Annotated in this window: 23 protein-coding genes; 15 read left to right on the top strand and 8 right to left on the bottom strand. The window is 65.1% G+C overall.

The genetic code is table 11. The features are described 5' to 3' along the window. Positions 1-101: 101 nt before the first annotated feature. Positions 102-731, top strand: coding sequence for an outer membrane beta-barrel protein (locus tag WIX39_RS16855; RefSeq protein WP_409195436.1), 630 nt, complete (start codon positions 102-104; stop codon positions 729-731). Positions 732-761: 30 nt separating this feature from the next. On the opposite strand, the gene WIX39_RS16850 is transcribed toward WIX39_RS16855, so the two are convergent. After that, entirely contained in the window at positions 762-1046 is a 285-nt protein-coding gene (locus tag WIX39_RS16850) for a hypothetical protein (RefSeq protein WP_409195435.1), read from the bottom strand. Between the two features lie 429 nt (positions 1047-1475). On the opposite strand from WIX39_RS16850, the gene WIX39_RS16845 reads away from it, so the two are divergent. After that, positions 1476-4670, top strand: a complete 3195-nt coding sequence (locus WIX39_RS16845; RefSeq protein WP_409195434.1) for a DEAD/DEAH box helicase — start codon at positions 1476-1478, stop codon at positions 4668-4670. A 208-nt stretch (positions 4671-4878) separates the two neighbouring features. On the opposite strand, the gene WIX39_RS16840 is transcribed toward WIX39_RS16845, so the two are convergent. Further along, a complete protein-coding gene (locus WIX39_RS16840; RefSeq protein WP_106937450.1) occupies positions 4879-5463 on the bottom strand; it encodes a TetR/AcrR family transcriptional regulator in 585 nt (194 codons plus the stop codon). Positions 5464-5638: 175 nt separating this feature from the next. Here WIX39_RS16840 and WIX39_RS16835 point away from each other — a divergent pair, with 175 nt between their 5' ends. The 6 genes from WIX39_RS16835 to WIX39_RS16810 are packed head-to-tail and all read left to right on the top strand — an operon-like array spanning position 5639 to position 11098. Then, on the top strand, positions 5639-6733 hold the full coding sequence (locus tag WIX39_RS16835) for an alkene reductase (protein WP_409195433.1): 1095 nt from the start codon (positions 5639-5641) through the stop codon (positions 6731-6733). Between the two features lie 60 nt (positions 6734-6793). Next, the gene (locus WIX39_RS16830; RefSeq protein ID WP_409195432.1) at positions 6794-7582 is read left to right on the top strand and encodes an SDR family NAD(P)-dependent oxidoreductase; all 789 of its coding nucleotides are present in this window, start codon (positions 6794-6796) and stop codon (positions 7580-7582) included. A gap of 35 nt (positions 7583-7617) precedes the next feature. Next, positions 7618-8604, top strand: a complete 987-nt coding sequence (locus WIX39_RS16825) for an MDR family oxidoreductase (protein WP_081270569.1) — start codon at positions 7618-7620, stop codon at positions 8602-8604. A gap of 50 nt (positions 8605-8654) precedes the next feature. Further along, entirely contained in the window at positions 8655-9485 is an 831-nt protein-coding gene (locus tag WIX39_RS16820; RefSeq protein WP_409195431.1) for an alpha/beta fold hydrolase, read from the top strand. A gap of 26 nt (positions 9486-9511) precedes the next feature. Further along, positions 9512-10513, top strand: a complete 1002-nt coding sequence (locus WIX39_RS16815; protein WP_409195430.1) for an NADP-dependent oxidoreductase — start codon at positions 9512-9514, stop codon at positions 10511-10513. Between the two features lie 9 nt (positions 10514-10522). Continuing rightward, positions 10523-11098 (top strand): hypothetical protein, encoded by a 576-nt coding sequence (locus tag WIX39_RS16810; RefSeq protein ID WP_409195429.1) that lies wholly within the window; start codon positions 10523-10525, stop codon positions 11096-11098. Between the two features lie 39 nt (positions 11099-11137). Here WIX39_RS16810 and guaA read toward each other — a convergent pair whose 3' ends face one another. The 4 genes from guaA to guaB all read right to left on the bottom strand — a co-directional run bounded on the left by guaA (position 11138) and on the right by guaB (position 14994). Beyond that, positions 11138-12757, bottom strand: a complete 1620-nt coding sequence (guaA, locus tag WIX39_RS16805) for a glutamine-hydrolyzing GMP synthase (RefSeq protein WP_409195428.1) — start codon at positions 12755-12757, stop codon at positions 11138-11140. Positions 12758-12767: 10 nt separating this feature from the next. Beyond that, positions 12768-13202: a type II toxin-antitoxin system VapC family toxin gene (locus WIX39_RS16800; protein WP_409195427.1), complete on the bottom strand. Its 435-nt coding sequence runs from the start codon at positions 13200-13202 to the stop codon at positions 12768-12770. Continuing rightward, positions 13199-13447 carry a type II toxin-antitoxin system Phd/YefM family antitoxin gene (locus tag WIX39_RS16795; protein ID WP_409195426.1) on the bottom strand — a complete coding sequence of 83 codons (249 nt, stop codon included), beginning with the start codon at positions 13445-13447 and terminating at the stop codon, positions 13199-13201. Before WIX39_RS16795 ends, WIX39_RS16800 begins: the two co-directional genes overlap by 4 nt. A gap of 77 nt (positions 13448-13524) precedes the next feature. Then, on the bottom strand, positions 13525-14994 hold the full coding sequence (gene guaB / locus WIX39_RS16790) for an IMP dehydrogenase (RefSeq protein WP_081270564.1): 1470 nt from the start codon (positions 14992-14994) through the stop codon (positions 13525-13527). Positions 14995-15122: 128 nt separating this feature from the next. On the opposite strand from guaB, the gene WIX39_RS16785 reads away from it, so the two are divergent. Beyond that, on the top strand, positions 15123-15656 hold the full coding sequence (locus WIX39_RS16785) for a DUF4124 domain-containing protein (protein ID WP_409195425.1): 534 nt from the start codon (positions 15123-15125) through the stop codon (positions 15654-15656). Between the two features lie 19 nt (positions 15657-15675). Here WIX39_RS16785 and WIX39_RS16780 read toward each other — a convergent pair whose 3' ends face one another. Beyond that, positions 15676-16011 carry an RnfH family protein gene (locus tag WIX39_RS16780; protein ID WP_409195424.1) on the bottom strand — a complete coding sequence of 112 codons (336 nt, stop codon included), beginning with the start codon at positions 16009-16011 and terminating at the stop codon, positions 15676-15678. After that, positions 16011-16457 carry a type II toxin-antitoxin system RatA family toxin gene (locus WIX39_RS16775; RefSeq protein WP_081270561.1) on the bottom strand — a complete coding sequence of 149 codons (447 nt, stop codon included), beginning with the start codon at positions 16455-16457 and terminating at the stop codon, positions 16011-16013. The genes WIX39_RS16780 and WIX39_RS16775 overlap by 1 nt, the downstream gene beginning before the upstream one ends. A gap of 63 nt (positions 16458-16520) precedes the next feature. Here WIX39_RS16775 and smpB point away from each other — a divergent pair, with 63 nt between their 5' ends. The 6 genes from smpB (at position 16521) to WIX39_RS16745 (ending at position 20902) form a co-directional block, all read left to right on the top strand. After that, the gene (smpB, locus tag WIX39_RS16770; RefSeq protein WP_081270560.1) at positions 16521-16997 is read left to right on the top strand and encodes an SsrA-binding protein SmpB; all 477 of its coding nucleotides are present in this window, start codon (positions 16521-16523) and stop codon (positions 16995-16997) included. A gap of 99 nt (positions 16998-17096) precedes the next feature. Then, entirely contained in the window at positions 17097-17477 is a 381-nt protein-coding gene (locus tag WIX39_RS16765; RefSeq protein ID WP_409195423.1) for a COG4315 family predicted lipoprotein, read from the top strand. A gap of 13 nt (positions 17478-17490) precedes the next feature. After that, entirely contained in the window at positions 17491-18006 is a 516-nt protein-coding gene (locus WIX39_RS16760) for an RNA polymerase sigma factor (protein ID WP_409195422.1), read from the top strand. Positions 18007-18019: 13 nt separating this feature from the next. Further along, positions 18020-18850 (top strand): anti-sigma factor family protein, encoded by an 831-nt coding sequence (locus WIX39_RS16755; RefSeq protein ID WP_409195421.1) that lies wholly within the window; start codon positions 18020-18022, stop codon positions 18848-18850. 87 nt (positions 18851-18937) lie between these two features. After that, positions 18938-19324, top strand: a complete 387-nt coding sequence (locus tag WIX39_RS16750) for a COG4315 family predicted lipoprotein (protein WP_081270556.1) — start codon at positions 18938-18940, stop codon at positions 19322-19324. 102 nt (positions 19325-19426) lie between these two features. Beyond that, positions 19427-20902 carry a hypothetical protein gene (locus WIX39_RS16745; RefSeq protein ID WP_409195420.1) on the top strand — a complete coding sequence of 492 codons (1476 nt, stop codon included), beginning with the start codon at positions 19427-19429 and terminating at the stop codon, positions 20900-20902. Positions 20903-21002 lie beyond the last annotated feature (100 nt).

Raw genomic sequence — 21002 nt, 5'->3', positions numbered from 1 at the left:
CGTCTTCAGGCTGGAATTCCAGAATCGCCGAGCGCTGATGGCATGGCTTCAAGCCACCAACAGTCTCAATGATCCCAACGACTCCAACCAGGAATTTCATCTTGACGAAAACGCAAGCCTGCACCGCCCTCGCCGCACTTCTGCTCGGCACCGCATCCATGGGCGCCTGCGCCGCCGGCCCGGCACAGGACACCGGTCTCTACGTGGGCGGCTCCGTCGGCCGTTCGAGCTACAGCCTCTCTTCTTCCAACACCGTGCCCACCCCGTGGGGCGGCCAGAAAGCCAGCAAGGCCGGCACGGCCTACAAGCTGTACGGCGGCTATCGCCTGACGGAAAACTTCGGCGTGGAAGTCGGCTACGCGCGCCTTGGCCGCGTGAGCCAGTGGACGGCGGCGGGCCTGGGCTACTCCAGCCTGCAGAGCGGCACCGGCCAGGCCTTCTACGCGGCCGCCACGGCACGCCTGCCGCTGGGCGATGCCTTCGCGCTCAACGGCCGCCTGGGTGTTTCGCGCGGCCGCATCTCAGGCGGCGACAACAACAATACCGGCAACTGGTGGCAACCCGGCAGCCAGCGCTTCTCGGGCAGTTCGACCGGCCTCATGGCGGGCTTCGGTGCCGAATACCGCATGACACCGAACCTCGCGATCACCGCCGACTACGACTACTTCGGCAAGCTGTCGAAGCAGGCCAAGGGCGGCATGCTGTCGGTGGGGTTGAAGGCGAGCTTCTAGGCGCTGGCGTAGCGACCCAGACTGGCGCACTCACGCCAGGTTCGTGGTCGCCTCGCGCTTTGCCGAACCCGTCCATTTGCGCACGAATGGGTCGGGTGCATGCCGCTCAAGAGGCTGCGTCGCCTCTTTGGGCGTACTTAGGTACAGGAAGCCCAACAACCGCTCCGTGCTTTGCAGGCCAAGCGCCAGGCGCACGTTGCGTTCGTAGCTGTTCAGGCCCTTGGCCCAGAAGCGGCCATAGCCCAGCAGGTGCGGAGGGTTGAGCATCTTCATCGCGGCGGCGCCCACAGCGATCACCTGCTCCGACTTCGGCACCTTCTGAGGTGCCTGCGCGCGCGCCGATTGCGATGAGTACAGACGCGGCCATCGCCTTGGCGCTAAAGCGCTCGCCGTCGTCCTGCGGATCGCGCAGCAGCGCCACGCTCGAGAGGACGTTGCCCAGCGCCATCCTCGCGTTGCCGCGGATGATCACGAAACGCCAAGGCCGCAGTTGAAGCGAAGATGAAGGTCTTGCACCAACGTTCGACTGGACGGCGAACGGAGGCCATCGTATGCGAGGGCGCATCGCCGACGCACCAGGTGGGTGTAAGACGCCGTTGAGCTTGCATGTGACAGCGTCGCTCCCCCTTTTCCCGCCGCCCGGCATGCCATCATCCTATGCGCGCACCCTTACAGCCTCCGCAACGGGGACAAGCGTTAAAAACAAGTGCGTGCCTGATGGTTTTGAAGGGAGGAAAAATTCTGATGGAGCAAGAGAGCATTGTTCGGTATTGGCATGCAGTCGAGTTGCTGCAGCCTCAGTCCGCGCCAGCACTGGAGAAGCGCAGCAGCTTATATACGGCATTCATTCACGACACCCCGATTCGACACCCCGTTCCTCCCTGGGCTTCAGGAAGTGTTTTAGCCAAGCAGGAACTGCCCGAGAGACGCGTCTGGAGCCACACGCTTTATGCCCACCTGTATGACAGTCGGGACGTCGGCGAAAAGCTCAAGGAGTTCTACGGTGCCGACCACGGCTATCGAGAGCCGCAGCACCGCGAATCGGCACTGTTCGCAGCAAAGTTCACTGCGGACGGCCGGATGGCCGATGGCAGTCTGGTGCTTTCAAGTGAAGCATGGTTTCTGGGGCGGGTGCTGGCCGGAAAGGACTGGACCCGAGGCTTCGATGACGCTCAGCGATCGGCCTGCGCACAGGCGAAAACACTGCTGAACGGCGTGGTATCCGATGACGCTCTCCGGGCACTTACCCAATGGATTCTCGAGTTTCTTGGCGTGGCGGGCTTCTTCGGCGAGAAGGATGCATATCCGTTTCGCTTTCGCTCCCAGCCCGTCAAGCCAAACAAGCCAGAGTCGGAAGACGATCCTCTCAACAGCTTCTTCCTCGACGAACTGGCCCTTGTTGCCGAAAGCATCCGCGAGGGAGTGAAAAGCCAGCCGCTAGACCAGTATCTGCGCCGACACGACCCGCAGTCGCGTTTGCACGTGGACGACGACCGGGCATCGCAAGCCCTGATCGAACGCCTGGCCCCGGCAGCCTATGCGAACAGCTGCTGGCCTACAGACCGGCATCTGGGACTGGTGCATTCTCAGCAACTGGCGGTCAATACGATCCTCTCCACCCTCGGCAACGGCCGGGGAGTTCTGGGCGTCAACGGTCCCCCGGGTACCGGCAAGACGACGCTGCTGCGCGACTTGATTGCGGCCGTCATCACAGGCCGTGCCGACGAGCTTGCCAAACTGCGCCGGGCCTCCGATGCTTTTGCCCGCAGCGCCCCCGAGATCGCGAACCATGGTGGCAGAGAGCAATCTTGCTTCAAACTCAATCCGGCGTTGTATGGCTTCGAGATCGTGGTGGCTTCATCCAACAACGGTGCGGTAGAGAACGTCACGCTTGAATTGCCCCAACGAGACAAGATCGATGAGAGCTGGCTACCCGAGGCAGAGTACTTTGCCGACTTGGGCAAGCTGATCACTGACAAAGCGGCCTGGGGAATGATTTCTGGAGCTTTGGGCAGTAAATCGCGGCGTACCGAGTTCGTGAATAGCTATTTTTTTGGCCAGCCTCCGTTTGACAGTAAGGGCAAGGAAGAACCTTCGATCAAGGAAGGTACCTACACCGAGCCCAACAGAGAATCGGATGACGTTGCAGCCCATTCGCCGCCGGAGAAAGAAAAAATCCCTCAGGGCTTTATGGGTTGGCTCGGCTTGCACGTCCAAGCCAATCGGCAGCGTGACTCTGATGAGCGCGAGGCCATTTGGAAACACGCAGTCACGGCCTACGAAGCGGCCAAGACACAAGCGCGCGAAGCCTGCACCAACGCAAGCCGTATCGGCGAGTTGATCAAGCCCATCAGCCAGGCCAGAGAGACGATTGCAGCGCAATCCGAAGCGCTGCGAACGTTGCAACTGGAGCTATCGGATGTCGTCAGCCGGCTATTGCGGCTTGACACTGAAGAGAGCGCTCCTGCCGACACTGCGCTTCAAGAGTGCCTCACTGCGCTCGCGAACCATCAAGCCAGCCAACCAAGCTTCTGGGCAAAGCTGTTCAGCCTGTGGAAAGCCCAGCGCACTTGGGACGCAACGCGAGAACTTCTGGAAGACCACCGCGATGTGGCCAAGTCCGCGTTCGATCGAATTGCGCGTCGTATCAAGCAACTGTGCATTTCACAGGAGCGCTTGCAAAAACAGACCACCGACACGCAACAGGCGATCCAGCGGTTGCAGAAGCAGCTTGCGGAATTGACAAAGCCAGCCGTCGCCCTGGCGACCGCCTGCCACGCCGAGCACCTCCTTGCATGGCTGCAAGGCGGTGCCATCGGCCGCGGCGACGCCATCGAACTGGCAGAGCCCTGGCGGATAGAAGGCTGGCGACAGGCACGAGCGCGCGTCTTCATCCAAGCACTCAAGCTTCATAAGACGTTCTTCGAACTGGAAGCATCGCGGATGCGCTCCAACCTTTTCCTGATAAACGGCATGCTGACCGGTACGCGCTTTCAGGGCTTCTCACATGACGCCATACGTTCCGCCTGGGCTTCGCTATTCATGGTCGTTCCGGTATTGAGCAGCACCTTCGCGTCGTTTTCTCGTTCTTTCGGTTCCCTGGGAGCCGGCGACATCGGATGGTTGCTGGTAGACGAGGCTGGCCAGGCGCCGCCCCAGGCCGCGGTGGGTGCGCTGTGGCGGTCACGACGCGCACTGCTGGTGGGCGATCCGTTGCAACTCAAGCCCATCGTCACCGTGTCCGATGCGGTGCTGGAACACATGCGCAAGGCCTTTCGTGTCGATGCGCACTGGCTGCCCAACCGGCAATCTGCTCAAAGCCTGGCCGATGAAGCCACCGCATGGGGGCGCATGGCCGGGCCGGCCGATGGCAAGGTGTGGGTGGGACTTCCACTGGTCGTCCACCGCCGAAGCGACAGGCCAATGTATGAGCTGGCCAACCGCATCGCGTACGACGGTGCCATGGTCTACGGCACGCTGGCGCCGCGTCCCAACAAAGAAACACATGCCAGCCTGCCGACGGGGTGGATACATGCCAGCGGGCCATCCGAAGGAAACTGGGTACCGGCTGAAGGGCAGGCCCTGGAAAACTTGCTTGCGCTGCTACAGCGGGATGGCGTGCCCGTCACGGACATCTCAGTCATCACGCCCTTCAAGGCCGTACGGGAGTGCCTCACGCGGAGGCTCGACGAAAAGATGGTGTCTGGCACGATCCACACCATGCAGGGCAAGGAAGCTCAGGTCGTCATCATGGTGCTCGGCGGAAACACCGCGGGTCCAGGGGCCCGCGATTGGGCCGTTTCGGAACCAAATCTTCTGAACGTGGCCGCGACGCGCGCCAAGCGGCGCTTCTATGTGATCGGCGACAGGAACGACTGGAAGAACCGGGCGCTCTTCTGCGATGTCATGGACCTGTTGCCGCTCCAGAGGATTCCTTGAGGCGAGCTGGTTTCACTCCCACTCCATCATCAACAGGCCATCGAAACCCCCGTGGTTGAAGGACTTGGCTGTGATCGACATGGATCTTTACCGTCGCTTCTACCGTCAGAAGCGATTTCATGCCCGCCCATGGCGTCCTCCTGAAACGGGTGCAGAAAGGTCAAAAATCAGGCACGTCGTGGTCGCGTCCGCACATGGAGTGCGTCAACTACGCATCGAGGGGAGCCGATAGCCTCGACAGGGCTGCCACACGACAGACATCCAGAATTTCATCGGCGAGGGGCGAGTCGTCAGGACACGCCCGCGACAGCATCAACGCGCCAATCGCCTGCGCGAACACTTCGATGCGCCTGGCGCGCTGGGCTCCTGCCCGTTTGCCGTCCTCCGGCGCACCGAGCGGGTTGGCCAGGGTCGCCAGCAGGCCTTCAACGCCGGCCTCGAAAGTCGCCTTGATCGACGCCGGCTGACGCGCAGCGTCTCCGCATAGCGCGGCCATCGTGCAACCTTCACCACGAGCGTCACGATGCTCTCGGGACAGGTATTGCTTGACGACCGCTGTCGCATCGGCCCCTTCGGCTTTGGCAGCCGACTGCGCAAAACCACAGGTCGCCGCCTCCGCCAGCAGGTCTGCCTTGGAGCCGAAGTGCTTGTAGAACCCGCCGTGGGTGAAGCCTGCGACCGCCATCAAGTCCGCGATCCCTACCCCGTCGTAGCCACGCTCGCGAAACAGGGTGGAGGCCGTTTCGACGATGTGCGCCCGGTTCGCCTGCGCCTGCGCTTTGGTGACCTTCATGTCCAGGATCCCTCTAGATGTGCCATTGGTGAAGCCTTGAATATACATTGATGTTAACTATCATCAAAATCCTTGACAACAAAGATGATGATCGACATCATTGAGCCAACTTGCCTTGTAAGGCTTCCGGATATGAGCGGCACCCACCTGATCAACGACGACACAGCAACCCAACATGACTGACAACACGCTTTTCGAGTCCTACACCCTTGGCTCACTCAAACTTTCCAACCGCATCGTGATGGCGCCGCTGACGCGCAATCGTGCCGGTGCGGGCCTGCTACCCAGCGAGCATGCCGCCACCTACTACAGCCAGCGCGCCTCGGCCGGCCTGTTGATCACGGAAGCCACGCAGATCTCGGCACAGGCTCAGGGCTACCAGGACACCCCGGGCCTCTACACGCAGCCGCAGATCGACGGCTGGCGCAAGGTGACCGACGCCGTTCATGCCAAGGGCGGGCGGATCTTCGTCCAGTTGTGGCACGTCGGACGCATCTCGCACGTCGATCTGCAGCCCGGTGGCGCTCTACCGGTTGCACCTTCGGCCATCCGCGCCGCGACCAAGACCTTTGTCAACAATGGTTTTCACGACGTCTCCGAGCCACGTGCTCTGACCTTGGATGAGCTTCCGGGCATCGTCGAAGATTTCCGCAAGGCTGCGGCCAACGCGATCGCCGCGGGCTTCGATGGCGTCGAGATCCACGGTGCCAACGGCTATCTGCTCGAACAGTTCATCAAGGACGGCGCCAACGCACGCACGGACGCGTACGGAGGCTCCATCGAGAACCGTGCCCGCCTCTTGCTGGAAGTCACCGCCGCAGTGGCCAAGGAAATCGGTGCGGACCGCACTGCCGTGCGTCTGTCTCCCGTCTCGCCGGCCAACGGCATTTCCTGCAGCGATCCGCAACCGCAGTACGAATACATCTCCGAACAGCTCAGCGCATTGGGCATCGTTTATCTGCACGTGGTGGAAGGCGCCACCGGCGGTCCGCGCGATGTCGCACCGTTCGACTTCGATGCTTTGCGCAGCCGCTTCAAAAACACTTACCTGGCCAACAACGGGTATGACCTCGAACTGGCCAACGCCCGCCTGATCGGTGGCGAGGCCGACCTGTTCGCCTTTGGACGCCCCTTCATCAGCAACCCCGACCTGGTCGAAAGACTGAAAGCCGGCGCCCCCCTCGCCGCCCTGAACCCGGCCACGCTCTATGGGGGTGGCGCGGCGGGCTACATCGACTACCCGGCGCTCGCCGGTTCCAGCGCCCAGTAGCGATTGCCCCATGCCGCACACCGCGGCATGGGCTCACCTTTCTATCAAGAGGAAAAACACATGACCACTCGTACCACTGTTCTCATCACGGGCGCCTCGACCGGCATTGGCGCCATTTATGCCGACCGCTTCGCACGCCGCGGCCACGACCTTGTGCTGGTGGCGCGAGACCAGGCGCGGCTGGAAACGCTCGCTGCACGCCTGCGCGACGAAACCGGCACTGCCGTCGAGATCCTTGCGGCCGACCTGACCCGACCTGGCGATCTGGCCGCAGTCGAGGCGCGCCTGCGCGAGGACGCCAGGATCGACACCCTGATCAACAACGCCGGGGCCGCGCTGTCCGGTCAGTTCATCGACCAGTCGACAGACGATGTGGCCCGCCTGGTCAGCCTCAACACCACCGCACTCGTCAGGCTGGCGAGCGCCGTCGCCCCGCGCCTGGCGCAGGCTGGCAAAGGCGCGATCGTCAACATCGGCTCGGTGGTCGGACTGGCGCCCGAGTTCGGCATGTCCGTCTACGGTGCGACCAAGGCCTTCGTGCTGTTCCTGTCCCAGGGGCTGAGCCTGGAGCTCACGCCCAGGGGTGTCTACGTGCAGGCGGTGTTGCCTGCCGGAACCCGTACTGAGATCTGGGAGCGCGCGGGCATCGACAGCAGTTCGATGCCCGATCTGATGGGAGTGGAAGAACTGGTAGATGCCGCGCTGGTGGGATTCGACCGCCGCGAACTCGTGACCATCCCGCCGCTGCACGATGCCGCGCGCTGGGAGGTGCTGAACACGGCACGCCAGGCCCTGATCGGGGACATCCGGCAGGCACACGTGGCTGAGCGCTATCGAACCGTCGCCTGAAGCGGCAAAAGACTCCAGAACGCAACGGACGGCACATGACATTCAAGGCACTGCTCGCCAGCAAGACTGGCGACACCATTTCAACCGGCCTGGTCGACTTCAAGGACGAGGAGCTGATGCCGGGCGACGTCACCGTTGCGGTCGAGTACTCGACGGTGAACTACAAGGACGCGATGGCGCTCAGTGGCCGGTCACCGGTCATTCGCCAGTTTCCGCTGATTCCGGGCATCGACTTTGCCGGTGTCGTCGAGTCGTCGGCCTATCCCGGCCTCGTCGCTGGCGACCGCGTGCTGGCGACCGGCTGGGGACTGAGCCAGACGCACCATGGTGGCTTCGCGCAAAAGGCACGGGTGAGCGGTGATTGGCTGGTCAAGGTCCCGGAAGTCTTTTCGACCCGGGATGCCATGGCCATTGGCACCGCCGGGTTCACCGCCATGTTGTCCGTACTCGCACTGGAGCATGGCGGCCTGACACCCGAGCTTGGCGACATCCTGGTGACCGGCGCCAATGGCGGCGCCGGCTCCGTGGCCATCGCACTGCTGTCGGGCCTGGGCTACCGCGTGATCGCCTCGACCGGTCGCCTCGAGGAAGCCGCCTACCTGCGTACGCTGGGCGCGGCGGACGTCATCGACCGCCACACCCTTTCCGAAGCGGGCGCACCGATCGCCAGGGAGCGGTGGGCCGGGGCCATCGATTCGGTCGGCAGTCATACGTTGGCGAACGTCCTGGCCCAGACCCGGTATCGCGGCGTGGTCGCGGCCTTCGGCCTCGCACAGGGCGCGGACCTGCCGGCATCGGTCCTGCCTTTCATCCTGCGCAACGTCACCCTCGCCGGTATCGACTCGGTCAATGCGCCGCAGCCTATGCGGCTGCAGGCGTGGTCGCGTCTGGCCAGCGACCTGGACCTGGACAAGCTTGCACGGACCACCAAGGTGATTGGCCTGGCGGAGGTGCCTGAGGTCGCCAGCCAAGTCCTCGCAGGGAAGGTTCAGGGGCGCACCATCGTCGATGTGAACGCCTGACCGCCAACGCGATGACGATGCCCCCTACCGACAAGCACCCAGGATCGCACATGCCCTACATCGACACCCCCAACCAATCGATCGACGTCGACGGGACTGCATTCGCGTACCGTGACCTGGGGCCGCGCAGCGGCGTGCCGCTGGTTCTGCTCAATCACTGGGGCGCGGTCCTCGACAATTTCGACCCGCGTATCGTCGATGGACTTGCCCGCAGACATCGCATCATCGCCATCGACTACCGGGGGATCGGCGCTTCAGGCGGAACAGCACCCGTGACCATCGATGCGATGGCCCGGGACGCGATCTCGCTGATCCACGCACTGGGTTTCGAGAAGGTCGACCTGCTCGGCTTCTCCCTCGGAGGATTCGTGGCACAGGACATGATGCTGAAAGCTCCTGGCCTGGTGCGCCGGCTCATCCTGACCGGCACGGGGCCGGCGGGCGGCAAAGGCATCGAACGGGTCGGAGCGGTTTCTTGGCCGCTGATCGTCAAAGGCCTGTTGACGCTGCGCGATCCAAAGACCTATCTGTCCTTCACCTCCACGGCCAATGGCCGTCGAGCCGCGAAAGCCTTCCTGGCGCGACTGAAGGAGCGCAAGGCGGATCGGGACAAGGAGCCGACGCCACGAGCTTTCCTGCGGCAGCTGAAGGCCATCAAGGCCTGGGGCCGGCAGGCGCCGCAGGATCTGGGCGGCATCCGCATCCCTGTGCTGATCGCCAATGGCGACAACGACATCATGGTGCCCACCGTGAACAGCCATGACATCGCGCGTCGCATTCCCGGCTCGCAACTGGTCATCTACAAGGACGCCGGGCATGGCGGGATCTTCCAGTACCACGGCGAGTTCGTGCCCAGGGCGCTGGCCTTCCTCAATGACTGAACAATAAAAAACCCTGAAAAAGCCCCATGAAAGCTTTCATCATCGACCGGTACGGAAAGAAAGAAGTCGGCCGTATTGCCGACATGCCCGACCCAGAGGTCCGGGACGATGACGTCCTGATCCGGATCCACGCGGCGAGCATCAATCCCCTGGACTCGAAGACCAAGAGCGGTGAATTCAAGTTGATTCTTCCCTACCGCCTCCCCCTGATCCTGGGCAACGACATGGCCGGAACGGTCGTGCGGGTCGGCGCTCGCGTTCGCAACTTCAAGCCCGGCGATGAGATCTATGCACGCCCCGACGACGATCGCATCGGCACGTTCGCCGAGTTCATTGCCGTCAAGGCGTCATCGCTGGCACTGAAGCCCGCGAATCTCAGCATGGTCGAGGCCGCATCCGTTCCTCTGGCGGCCCTGACGGCCTGGCAGGTGCTGGTCGAAACCGCCAAGCTGAAAAGGGGGCAGAAGGTTCTGATCCATGCCGGCTCCGGCGGCGTCGGCACCATCGCCATCCAGCTGGCCAAGCATCTCGGGGCGTTCGTGGCCACGACCACCAGTACGGCCAACATCGCCTGGGTGAAGGACTTGGGAGCGGACGTCGTCATCGACTACAAACAGCAGGACTTCGCCGCGGTGCTTCGCGACTACGACGTGGTGCTGAACAGCCTCGGAAACGGCGAGCTGAACAAATCCCTCCAGGTTCTCAAGCCGGGCGGGCACCTCATCTCCATCTCCGGGCCGCCGACCCCGGCGTTCGCCATCGCGCGAGGACTGGCCTGGCCGCTCCGACTGGCGCTGCGCCTGTTGAGTTTCAGCATCAGGAACAAGGCAAAGAAGAACGGGGGCCAATACACCTTCGTCTTCATGCGGGCCGATGGGGCGCAGTTGCGCGAGATCACGGCCCTCATGGAGTCAGGCGCCATCCGCCCGGTCGTCGACAAGGTATTCCCATTTCAGGACACCCACAAAGCTTTGGCCTATGTCGACAGTGGGCGCGCCAAGGGCAAGGTCGTGGTGCAAATGCTGTAGCTGACGCGCATGCGGCAGGACACGGAGAACGATAGGAGTACCCACACAACCATCAACATCGGCAAGCGCGCTGGTAACCGGCGCATCCAGCGGCATTGGCGCGGCCATCGCGCGCGAGCTCGCGGCGCTCGGCTCGGCAAGCCCGATGCCGCGGGCGCGCTGTGGGACGCCGGGCTCGCCGGCGGCCCGATCGACATCCTGATCGACAACACCGGGTTCGGCTATTTCCGCCGGTTCGACGAGGTCGACTGGGCGCGCGACGCGGAACTCATCCAACTCAACATGACCTCGCTGGTCGCGCCGGTGACCTGCATCTGCCCTGGCGGCACCGAAACCGCGTTCCACGCTGCGTCCGGCGGGGGCGACTACTCGTGGATCGCGAACGCGTCGACGAAAAGCGCGGAGTTCGTGGCGCACGCCGCGATCCGCGCGATGCTGCGCGGCGAGCGCACGGTGGTGCCCGGGCTGTTCAACAAGCTGTCGTGCTTCGGCGTGCGTTTCTTGACGCGGCGGTTCGCGTCGCGTGTGGCGACTCAAGTGCTCGGCAAGCCGCGGTTGGCGCTGCCGGCGCGACAAGGGACTTGAGACCGCGCGCAACCATTGCAGACAACTGCAGGGGCGCCCTCACTCCCACTCGATCGTCGCCGGCGGCTTGCTCGAAACGTCGTAAGTCACCCGGTTGATCCCGCGCACTTCATTGATGATGCGCCCCGACACTTTCTTCAGCAGCGCATACGGTAGCTCCGCCCAGTCCGCCGTCATGAAGTCGCTGGTCTGCACCGCACGCAGCGCGACCACGTAGTCGTAGGTGCGGCCGTCGCCCATCACGCCCACGCTCTTCACCGGCAGGAACACGGTGAAGGCCTGGCTCGTGAGGTCGTACCAGGTCTTGCCGGTTTCGGCGTCGGTGAAGTTGCGCAGTTCCTCGATGAAGATCGCGTCGGCGCGGCGCAGCAGGTCGGCGTATTCCTTCTTCACTTCGCCGAGGATGCGCACGCCCAGGCCGGGGCCCGGGAACGGATGGCGATACACCATTTCCGGCGGCAGGCCGAGCGCCACGCCCAGCTCGCGCACTTCGTCCTTGAACAGGTCGCGCAGCGGCTCCAGCAGCTTCAGGCCGAGCTGCTCGGGCAGGCCGCCCACGTTGTGGTGGCTCTTGATGGTGACGGCCTTCTTGCTCTTGGCGCCGCCCGACTCGATGACGTCGGGGTAGATGGTGCCTTGCGCCAGGAAGGTCGCGCCCTTGTGGCCCCCGTCGCCAGCCTTCAGCTTCGCAGCCTCCTGCTTGAACACGGTGACGAATTCGCCGCCGATGATCTTGCGCTTGGCTTCGGGGTCGCTCACGCCGGCGAGCTTGCCGAGGAACAGCTCGCTGGCGTCCACGCGGATCACCTTCGCATGCAGCTTGCCTTCGAACATTTCCATGACCATGTCGCCTTCGTTCAGGCGCAGCAGGCCGTGGTCGACGAACACGCAGGTCAGCTGGTCGCCGATGGCGCGGTGGATGAGCGCGGCGGCCACGCTCGAATCGACACCGCCCGACAGGCCGAGGATGACTTCTTCGTCGCCCACCTGCTCGCGGATTTTCTGCACGGCTTCCGCGATGTGGTCGCGCATGACCCAGTCGGGCTTGGCGTCGCAGATGCCGAGCACGAAGCGCTCGATGATCGCCTTGCCCTGCACGGTGTGCGTCACTTCGGGGTGGAACTGCAGCGCGTAGTAGCGGCGCGCCTCGTCGGCCATGCCGGCGATGGGGCAGCTGTCAGTGCTGGCCATGAGCTTGAAGCCCGGCGGCAGTTCGGTGACCTTGTCGCCGTGGCTCATCCACACGTTGAGCATGCCGTGGCCTTCGGGCGTGGTGAAGTCGGCGATGTCCTTCAGCAGCGCGGTGTGGCCGTGGGCGCGCACGGCCACGAAGCCGAATTCGCGCTTGTGGCCGCCCTCGACCTTGCCGCCGAGCTGGTGCGCCATGGTCTGCATGCCGTAGCAGATGCCGAGCACCGGCACGCCGAGGTCGAACACGGCTTGCGGGGCCTTGTCGGTGGTTTCCTCGTACACGCTGGCGTGGCTGCCAGAGAGGATCACGCCCTTGAGGTGGCCGTCGGCGGCGTATTCGCGCACCCATTCGTCGGTGACGTCGCAGGGATGCACTTCGCTCAGCACGTGGGCTTCGCGCACGCGGCGTGCGATCAGCTGGGTGACTTGCGAGCCGAAATCGAGGATGAGGATCTTGTCGTGTTGCATGGCGAAGGACTCAGAGCGTTGAAATGTCGAACAGCCGGACGCCGGCTTGCGGCGCGGCCTGGATGAGGCGCTCGTCGAAGGTGGCGAGCGGAAGATTGAGCGATTTTGCGAGCCAGAGATAGCCCGCGCCGTACTGGGACACCCCCGCGTCGATGGCCACGGCGAGCACGGCCTTGTGCTGCGCCGGCGCCAGCTCGTGCAGCTCGACGCGGTGGCGGATGGCGTCGAGCACGCTCCACAGCCCTTCGACCGCGGACGACGGAATGCGGCCGCTTCGCACGCCGTTGGCCAGGATGTTGGCGCACTCCCATTGCCACACATTGGGCGCTTGCGGCTCGACCTCGTCGCGGCGAATGGCGGCGTAGAGCTTGCGGGTGTGGTCGGTGGCGTGGTCGGGCAGCAGCCAGGCTGCGGTGACCGAGGCGTCCATGACGAAGGCTGTCATGGCTGGCGCCCTTCGGCGCGCAAGGCGCTCGGCGAGGGGCCGGGCTGGATGGTGGCGTGCAGCGCGTCGATCTGGCCGAGCTCGCGCTGGATCTGCTCGTCGGTGATGACCGGCTTGCGGCGCACCGGCAGCATGCGCACGACTTCCTTGCCGTGGCGGGTGATGCGAACCTCCTCGCCCTTTTCGACCGAGTCGATCAGGGCCGAGAAGTTGTTCTTGGCTTCGGCGATACCGATGGATTGCATTTGGGCCAGAAAATTGGAATCCGGCCCAAATTCTAAACCCAATCTGGCCTGACTCTCAAGATCTGGCCAGATTGGACTTATTCAGCGCGGTAGTTCGGCGCTTCCTTGGTGATCTGCACGTCGTGGACGTGACTCTCACGAATGCCGGCCGTGGTGATCTCGACGAACTCGGCCTTGTTCTGCATGTCCTCGATGGTCGCGCAGCCGCAGTAGCCCATGCTGGCACGCACGCCGCCGGCCATCTGGTAAACGATGGAAACGATCGAGCCCTTGTAGGGCACGCGGCCTTCGATGCCCTCGGGCACCAGCTTGTCGGTGTTGGGGTTGCCGGTGGTCGATTCCTGGAAGTACCGGTCGGCACTGCCCTGCTGCATCGCACCGATGGAGCCCATGCCGCGGTAGCTCTTGTAGCTGCGGCCCTGGTACAGCACGATTTCGCCCGGCGCCTCTTCGGTGCCGGCGAACATGCTGCCCATCATCACGGTGCTGGCGCCGGCCGCGATGGCCTTGGCGATGTCGCCCGAGTAGCGCACGCCGCCGTCGGAGATCAGCGGAATGCCTGTGCCCTGCAGCGCGGTGGCCACGCTGTCGACCGCCATGATCTGCGGCACGCCCACGCCGGCCACGATGCGGGTGGTGCAGATGGAGCCGGGGCCGATGCCGACCTTGACCGCGTCGGCGCCGACGTCGGCCAGCGCGCGCGCGGCGTCGCCGGTGGCGATGTTGCCGCCGATGACGTCGACCTGCGGGTAGTTCTTCTTGACCCAGCGCACACGCTCGATCACGCCGGCGCTGTGGCCGTGGGCGGTGTCGACCACGATGGCGTCGACGCCGGCCTTCACCAGCGCCTCGACGCGCTCCTCGGTGCCGTCGCCCACGCCGACCGCAGCGCCCACGCGCAGGCGGCCGTTGGCGTCGCGCGCGGCGTTGGGAAAGCTGGTCTGCTTGGTGATGTCCTTGACGGTGATCAGGCCCTTGAGCTCCCAGTCGCCGTTGATGACCAGCAGGCGCTCGAGCTTGTACTTGTTGAGCAGCGCCTTGGCTTCGGCCAGCGTGGTGCCGTCAGGCACGGTGATGAGCTTCTCGCGCCGCGTCATGATTTCGCTGACGGGCACGTCGTAGCGGTTCTCGAAGCGCAGGTCGCGCCCCGTGACGATGCCGACCACCTTGCCGGCGTCGACCACCGGGAAGCCCGAGATGCCGAGCTGCTCGGACAGCGCCATCACCTGGCGCACCGAGTGCGTCGGGGTGATCACGACCGGGTCGCGCAGCACGCCCGATTCGTATCGCTTCACGCGGGCCACTTCCGCGGCCTGCTGCTGCGCCGTGAGGTTCTTGTGCACGATCCCCATGCCGCCCTCCTGCGCGATGGCGATCGCAAGGCGGGCTTCCGTCACGGTGTCCATAGCCGCCGAGACGAGCGGCAGGTTCAGCGTGATGTTGCGGGAGAGTTTGGTAGCGAGGGAGGTGTCCTTGGGCAGGACCTGGGAGAACGCTGGCACCAACAACACGTCGTCGAAGGTGAGCGCTTTGCCGAGAAGGCGCATGGGTGAAGCTCCAAAAGACGGATTGTAACGAGGGCCCCGAGGGGTTTGCTGGCGCAGGCCATTAACGAACGTTGCAAAACCACCCAATGAGGATGTTGCAAAAAGTAAGGCAAGGCTAAACTTCGGGGATGAAATTCGTGCACTGGCTGCTATTGGGATGTGTCGTTGCGATGCCGCTGTCTGCGAGCGCGCAGTGGCAATGGATCGACAAGAACGGCAAGAAGGTCTTCAGCGACCAGGCCCCGCCGCCGGACGTGCCAGAGAAGAACATCCTGCGCCGCGTCGGCCCGGTGCCGGGGGCGCGCTCCACGGCGAACCCGAACGTAGACGCCGCGCCGGCCGAAGGCGCGGCCGATGCCGCTGCAGCCGCCCCCGCAAAGGCCGCGGCCGCCCCCAAGCCGACCGGCGTCGACAAGGAGCTCGAGGAAAAGACCAGGAAGGCCGAGGCCGACGCAAAGACCAAGCAGGCCGCGGAAGCCGCCAAGGTGGCACAGGCCAAGGCCGAGAACTGCACCCGCGCCCGTCAGGCCAAGGCCACGGTCGACAGCGGCATGCGCATTGCGCGGGTCAACGCGCAGGGCGAGCGCGAAATCATGGATGACACGGCACGCGCTGCCGAGCAGAAGCGCGTGCAATCGGTGATCGACGCCGACTGCAAGTAAGGCGCCGGCACTGCCGGCTTCAGTAGCCGGCCTTGCCGCCCTTGCGCCGGTTCGCAAAAAGGCCGGTGCCCTTCGCGCCCTGGCGCTGGAAGCGCTCCCGCCGCGCCACCTTGGGATCCACCGCCAGGGGCCGGCACAGCTCGATGCGGTCGCCGTCCTTCACGGGCTGCTCCCACTCGACCACCCTGCCCCAGATGCCCGGCGTCATTGCGTGGCGCCAGTCCAGGTCCGGAAATCGCGCGGAAAGGCCGCTCGCCTTCACCGCTTCGGCCAGCGTGGCACCGGGCGCGAGCTGCAGCACCTGCTCGAACACCTCGCGCGCAGCGGGTGAACAGCTTAGCGTGACCTCGATCATCAGGGGCTGCCGTAGACCTGCTCGGCGCGCTTGACGAAGGCCTCCACCAGGCTCGATGCGATGGTGTCGAACACCGGCCCCACCAGCGCCTGCAGGGCGAAGTTGCTGAAGCCGTAGCTCAGGTGCAGCTCGACACGGCAGGCGCGCTCGCCCTCTTCGCCCACGGGCACGAATTTCCACTTGCCGTCGAGGTTGGAGAAAGGCCCGTCGACCAGCTTGAGCTGGACTTCGCGCCCCGGCACATGCGTGTTGCGGGTGGTGAAACTCTGGTGCAGTCCGGCAAAGGCAAGGCCGACTTCGGCGGTCATGCCGGCCTCGTCCTGCTCGATGACTCGCGACTTGTCGCACCAGGGAAGAAATTGCGGATACTTGGCCACATCGGTGACGAGCGCATACATCTCTTCGGCGCTGTACCAGATGAGGACGGACTTGTTGACTGTTTTCATAGAATCGGCACAGCGTGCGCGATGGATTGTATTGAAGCCATGCAGCCCCAACATTCCCGAGTCATGGCCACAAAGAAACAAGATACCTCTTCCCGAATCGCCGACAACAAGAAGGCCGCGTACAACTATTTCTTCGAAGAGCGCTTCGAGGCCGGCATGGTCCTCGAAGGCTGGGAAGTCAAATCGCTGCGCGAAGGCAAGGTGCAGCTCACCGACGGCTACGTCGTGATCCGCAACGGCGAGCTGTTCGTCGTCGGCTGCCAGATCAACCCGCTCAAGAGCGCGTCGACCCACGTCAACCCCGATTCGGTCCGCACCAAGAAGCTGCTGCTGAAGAAGGACGAGATTCGCCGCCTGATCGGCAAGGTCGAGCAAAAGGGCTACACGCTGGTGCCGCTCAACCTGCATTGGAAGGCCGGCAAGGTGAAATGCGAAATCGCGCTGGCCAAGGGCAAGGCCGAGCACGACAAGCGCGACACCATCAAGGACCGCGAAGGCAAGCGCGAAGTGGAGCGCGCCATGAAGAGCCGCAACCGCTGAAATTTTTTTGCACGCAATGGAATAAAAGACGGGCTGCGGGCGTTTGTGCGGTTGTCATCGGATCGCCGATGGCAAGCCAACCACCCCAGGAGCTCTTTCATGTCGCCCTTTCGTGCCCCTTCCGCCGGCCTTGCCGCCATCCTGCTGAGCGGCGTGCTCGCCCTGCCGGCCCTCGCCCAGCCCAAGCCTGCCGACGGCGCGCTGGTCGGCCCCAACGGCATGACGCTGTACACCTTCGACAAGGACACCGCCGGCGCCGGCAAGTCGGTCTGCAACGGCGCCTGCGCCACCAACTGGCCGCCGTTCATGGCCGCCGACGGCGACAAGCCCGCGGGCGACTTCACCATCGTGACGCGCGACGACGGCAAGAAGCAATGGGCCGTCAAGGGCTGGCCGCTGTACTACTGGGCCAAGGACACCAAGCCGGGCGACAAGACCGGCGACGGCGTCAACGGCAGCTGGAAGACCGCCAAGCCCTGACGCGCTGATTGCCATGGACGCCCGCCTGCTGGTCGAGCACATCCCGAGCCTGCGCCGCTACGCCCGGGCGCTGACCGGCAATGCGTGGGCGGCCGACGACCTGGTGCAGGACACGCTGGAGCGTGCCTGCGGCAAGTGGCGGCTGTGGGTGGTGGGCAGCGACCTGCGCGCGTGGCTCTTCACCGTCATGCACAACATCTTCGCGAGCCAGGTGCGGCGCGCGCCGCCGCCGCACGCCGTGGTGCCCCTCGACGACCTGCCGCACGAACTGCACGGCGGCATCGACCCCGGACGCGGCAATGACACCAGCCTCGACCTGCAGCGCTGCCTGATGCAGCTGCCCGACGAACAGCGTGCGGTGCTGCTGCTCGTGACGCTGGAAGACCTGTCGTATGCCGAAGTGGCCAAGGTGCTGGGCATCCCCGCCGGCACCGTGATGTCGCGCCTGTCGCGCGCCCGCGTCCGGCTCCAGGAGTTGATGGACGGCACCTCGGCGCCGGTCCGCCCCGGCCTGCGCCGCCTCAAATGAAACCCGCCGCATCATGAACCGCCCCGTACCGCCCCCCACCGACGACGAGCTGCACGCCTGGGTCGACGGCCAGTTGCCCCCGGACCGTCATGGCGCAGTCGAAGACGCCATCGCCCGCGACCCCGCCGTGGCCGCCAGGATCGCGTCCTGGCACACGCAGCGCGACGCCCTGCGCCGGCTGCACGGCGAGCTGCTCGACGCGCCCGTCCCGGAGGCGCTGATGGGCGCGCTGAACCGCAACCAGCCCCGGCACGCCCAACGCGGCGCATGGATGCGCCTGGGCGGCATGGCGGCCGGCGTGCTGCTGGCCTTTGCCGCCGGCTGGCTGGGCAATGCGCAATGGTCCGCGCAGCGCGGCGGTGCGCAGCTGCAGCAGCAACTGGCTCGCGCACCGGCGCTGAAAGAGTTCGTGCATGACGCATCGATCGCGCATGCCGTCTACACGCCGGAGAAAAGACACCCGGTCGAAGTGACCGCCGCCGAGCAGCAGCACTTGGTGCAATGGCTGTCGAAACGCCTCGACCGGCCGCTGAAGGTGCCCGACTTCTCGGCCCAGGGCTACACCCTGGTCGGCGGCCGCCTGCTGCCCGGGGAGACCGGCGCGCGCGCCCAGTTCATGTTCGAAGACGCTGCCGGCGAGCGCGTGACGCTCTATATCGGCACCCTCGACGCGAATGCCGCAGGTGCCATCGCTGCCCGCGAGACAGCCTTCCGCTTCGCCTCCGAAGGCCCCGTACCCAGCTTCTACTGGGTCGACCAGGGCTTTGGCTACGCCATTGCCGGCAAGCTGCCGCATGACCTTTTGCTCAAACTCGCGACGCTGGCCTACCGCGATCTGTCTTGATCAGCGCATAAACTGCCGGCTCGCGTAACCACCCCGGCCAGTCACCCGGCCTTGTTTTCGCGATTCATCAACTGAAGGAGAAACTGCATGAAATTGCTCAGCGCCTCGATCCTCGCAGCGGCACTGCTTGCCGGCTGCGGCAGCATGTCCCCGGCCGCGCCCGACACGCCCACCCGCACCGCCGACGGCATCTTGGTCGGCCCGAACGGCATGACGCTGTACACCTTCGCCAAGGACACGGCCGGCGCCGGCACCTCCGCCTGCAACGCCCAATGCGCCACCAACTGGCCAGCGCTCGGCGTGGCCGAAACCGCAAAGCCCATGGGCGGCTACACCATCATCATTCGCGAAGACGGCAAGCGCCAATGGGCCTACAAGGGCTGGCCGCTGTACTACTGGGCGAAGGACGCCAAGCCCGGCGACAAGACCGGCGACGGCGCCCTCAACGGCGCATGGAAAGTCGCCCGTCCCTGATTCCATCGGGACCTGACGCAAGACAACGCCGGCACCCGCCGGCGTTTTTTTATGCGCTTCGGCCGACGCGAAGGCGCCGGACACCCACGGCAGAATCCCCGCATGATTCCTGACGCCAATCCCGACGCGTTCCTCGCCCTGCTGAGCCAGGGCCTCATCACCGACTCGCAGCACGAGGCTGTGCTCGCCCACCCCGAGACCTCTACCCTTCCCCCGCTTCCGAGCCCGGCCCACGCGCTCGCGTGGATGCGCGTGAAAGGCCTCGTCACCGAAGAAGAACAGGACGCGGCACTCGACCGGATCGAGGCCGCAACGCCACCGGACCCGAACGCAGAAGACGCGGCCGACACCGCCTTCGACGCGGACGACCTCGTGGAATGCGCCGAGCGCGGAATCACGCACGAGGCAGTGCAGGCGCTCTACCGCGACGGCTTGATCGACGCGCAAACGCGCGACATCGCATTGCAGGAAACGCCGGTCGCGGGCACCGTTCCCGCCGCGCCGGGCGCCACGCTCGCCTGGCTGGTGACGGACGGCCCGCTCGAGCGGGAGCACTTCGACGCCACCCGCGCGCAGGTTGCCGCCGAGCCTGCTTTTGCAATGGCGGCCGAACGCGCCCGCATCGTCGCCGAGTCCCAGGCATTGATTGAGGCCGAAGACCGGACCATCGCGGAATGGAAATCGCGCTCGCAGCGCCAAGGCCGCATCGGCGCCTGGAAGTTCATCCTCACGGTGCTCGTGATCGGCGGCGGCCTGGGCTGGTATCTGTTCGCACCCGACAGCGTGCCCGCCTGCGACGCCAGTTCCACGCGCAAGACGCTGAACAACATGCTGTTCCGCGTGACCCTGGACGTGCGCATGCGCACCTTCGACGCCGAGAAACGCGCCGACATCCGCACGCCCTTGCTCGGCGGCATCCGCGAAGTCGGCTACCGCAAGGACCAGCGCGTGCGCGGCTGCATCGCGACCCTGACCCGGGGCGACGACAAGGACACGATGGCATTCACCATTGGCGCGACATCGCCCAAGAGCGACGACATGGTGGTGCGCGGCGCGGATGCGGACATCGTCGAGGCACGTTTCGGCCACCTGGACGCCAGCGGCAAGCCGCTTTTCAACGCCGAGCCCATCGGCCGCGAGGCGATGGAAAAGGCTTTCCGCGACGGCGCCGAGTCGCTGTCCGCGCGTTCACAGTCCCGCGCGCTGGCACGCATGAGTGCACAGGAGCGCGCCGCTTCGGGGCTGTCGGACCTCGACCCGGACCGCACGCGCGAAATCGCCGACATCGAGCCCACGGGCCCGTGCCGGGCGCTCGACGGCGACGCGGGCCGGCAGGCCTGCCCGCTGGTCGTCGAATACAACGACAGCCTGCTGGGCGCCCTCGCCGGCAGCGGCGGCGCGTCGCTGCCGCTGACCGGCGAATTCACCTTCGTGCAGGACAACGGCACCTGGCGCGTGGGCGACGATTTCATGCAGGCGTTCATGCGCAAGGTGGTCGAGGCCCGCATGCGCAAGATCGGCGCCACCGATGTCGCCATGCCGGCCTTCCCGGCCCCGCCCAAGAAGCCATCCCCCTGAGAAGCAAGGCCCCGGACGGCAAAAATCACCAGCGGTGACAACTTCACGAAGAAGCCGCACCGGATGGTGATTTCGGGGAGCATGCCTCGCCGCGCACCAG

Origin of the sequence: Variovorax sp. AB1(2024) (assembly GCF_037482385.2) — a bacterium.
Lineage (GTDB): Bacteria > Pseudomonadota > Gammaproteobacteria > Burkholderiales > Burkholderiaceae_C > Variovorax.
This window is presented reverse-complemented; position numbering and strand designations above follow the sequence as displayed.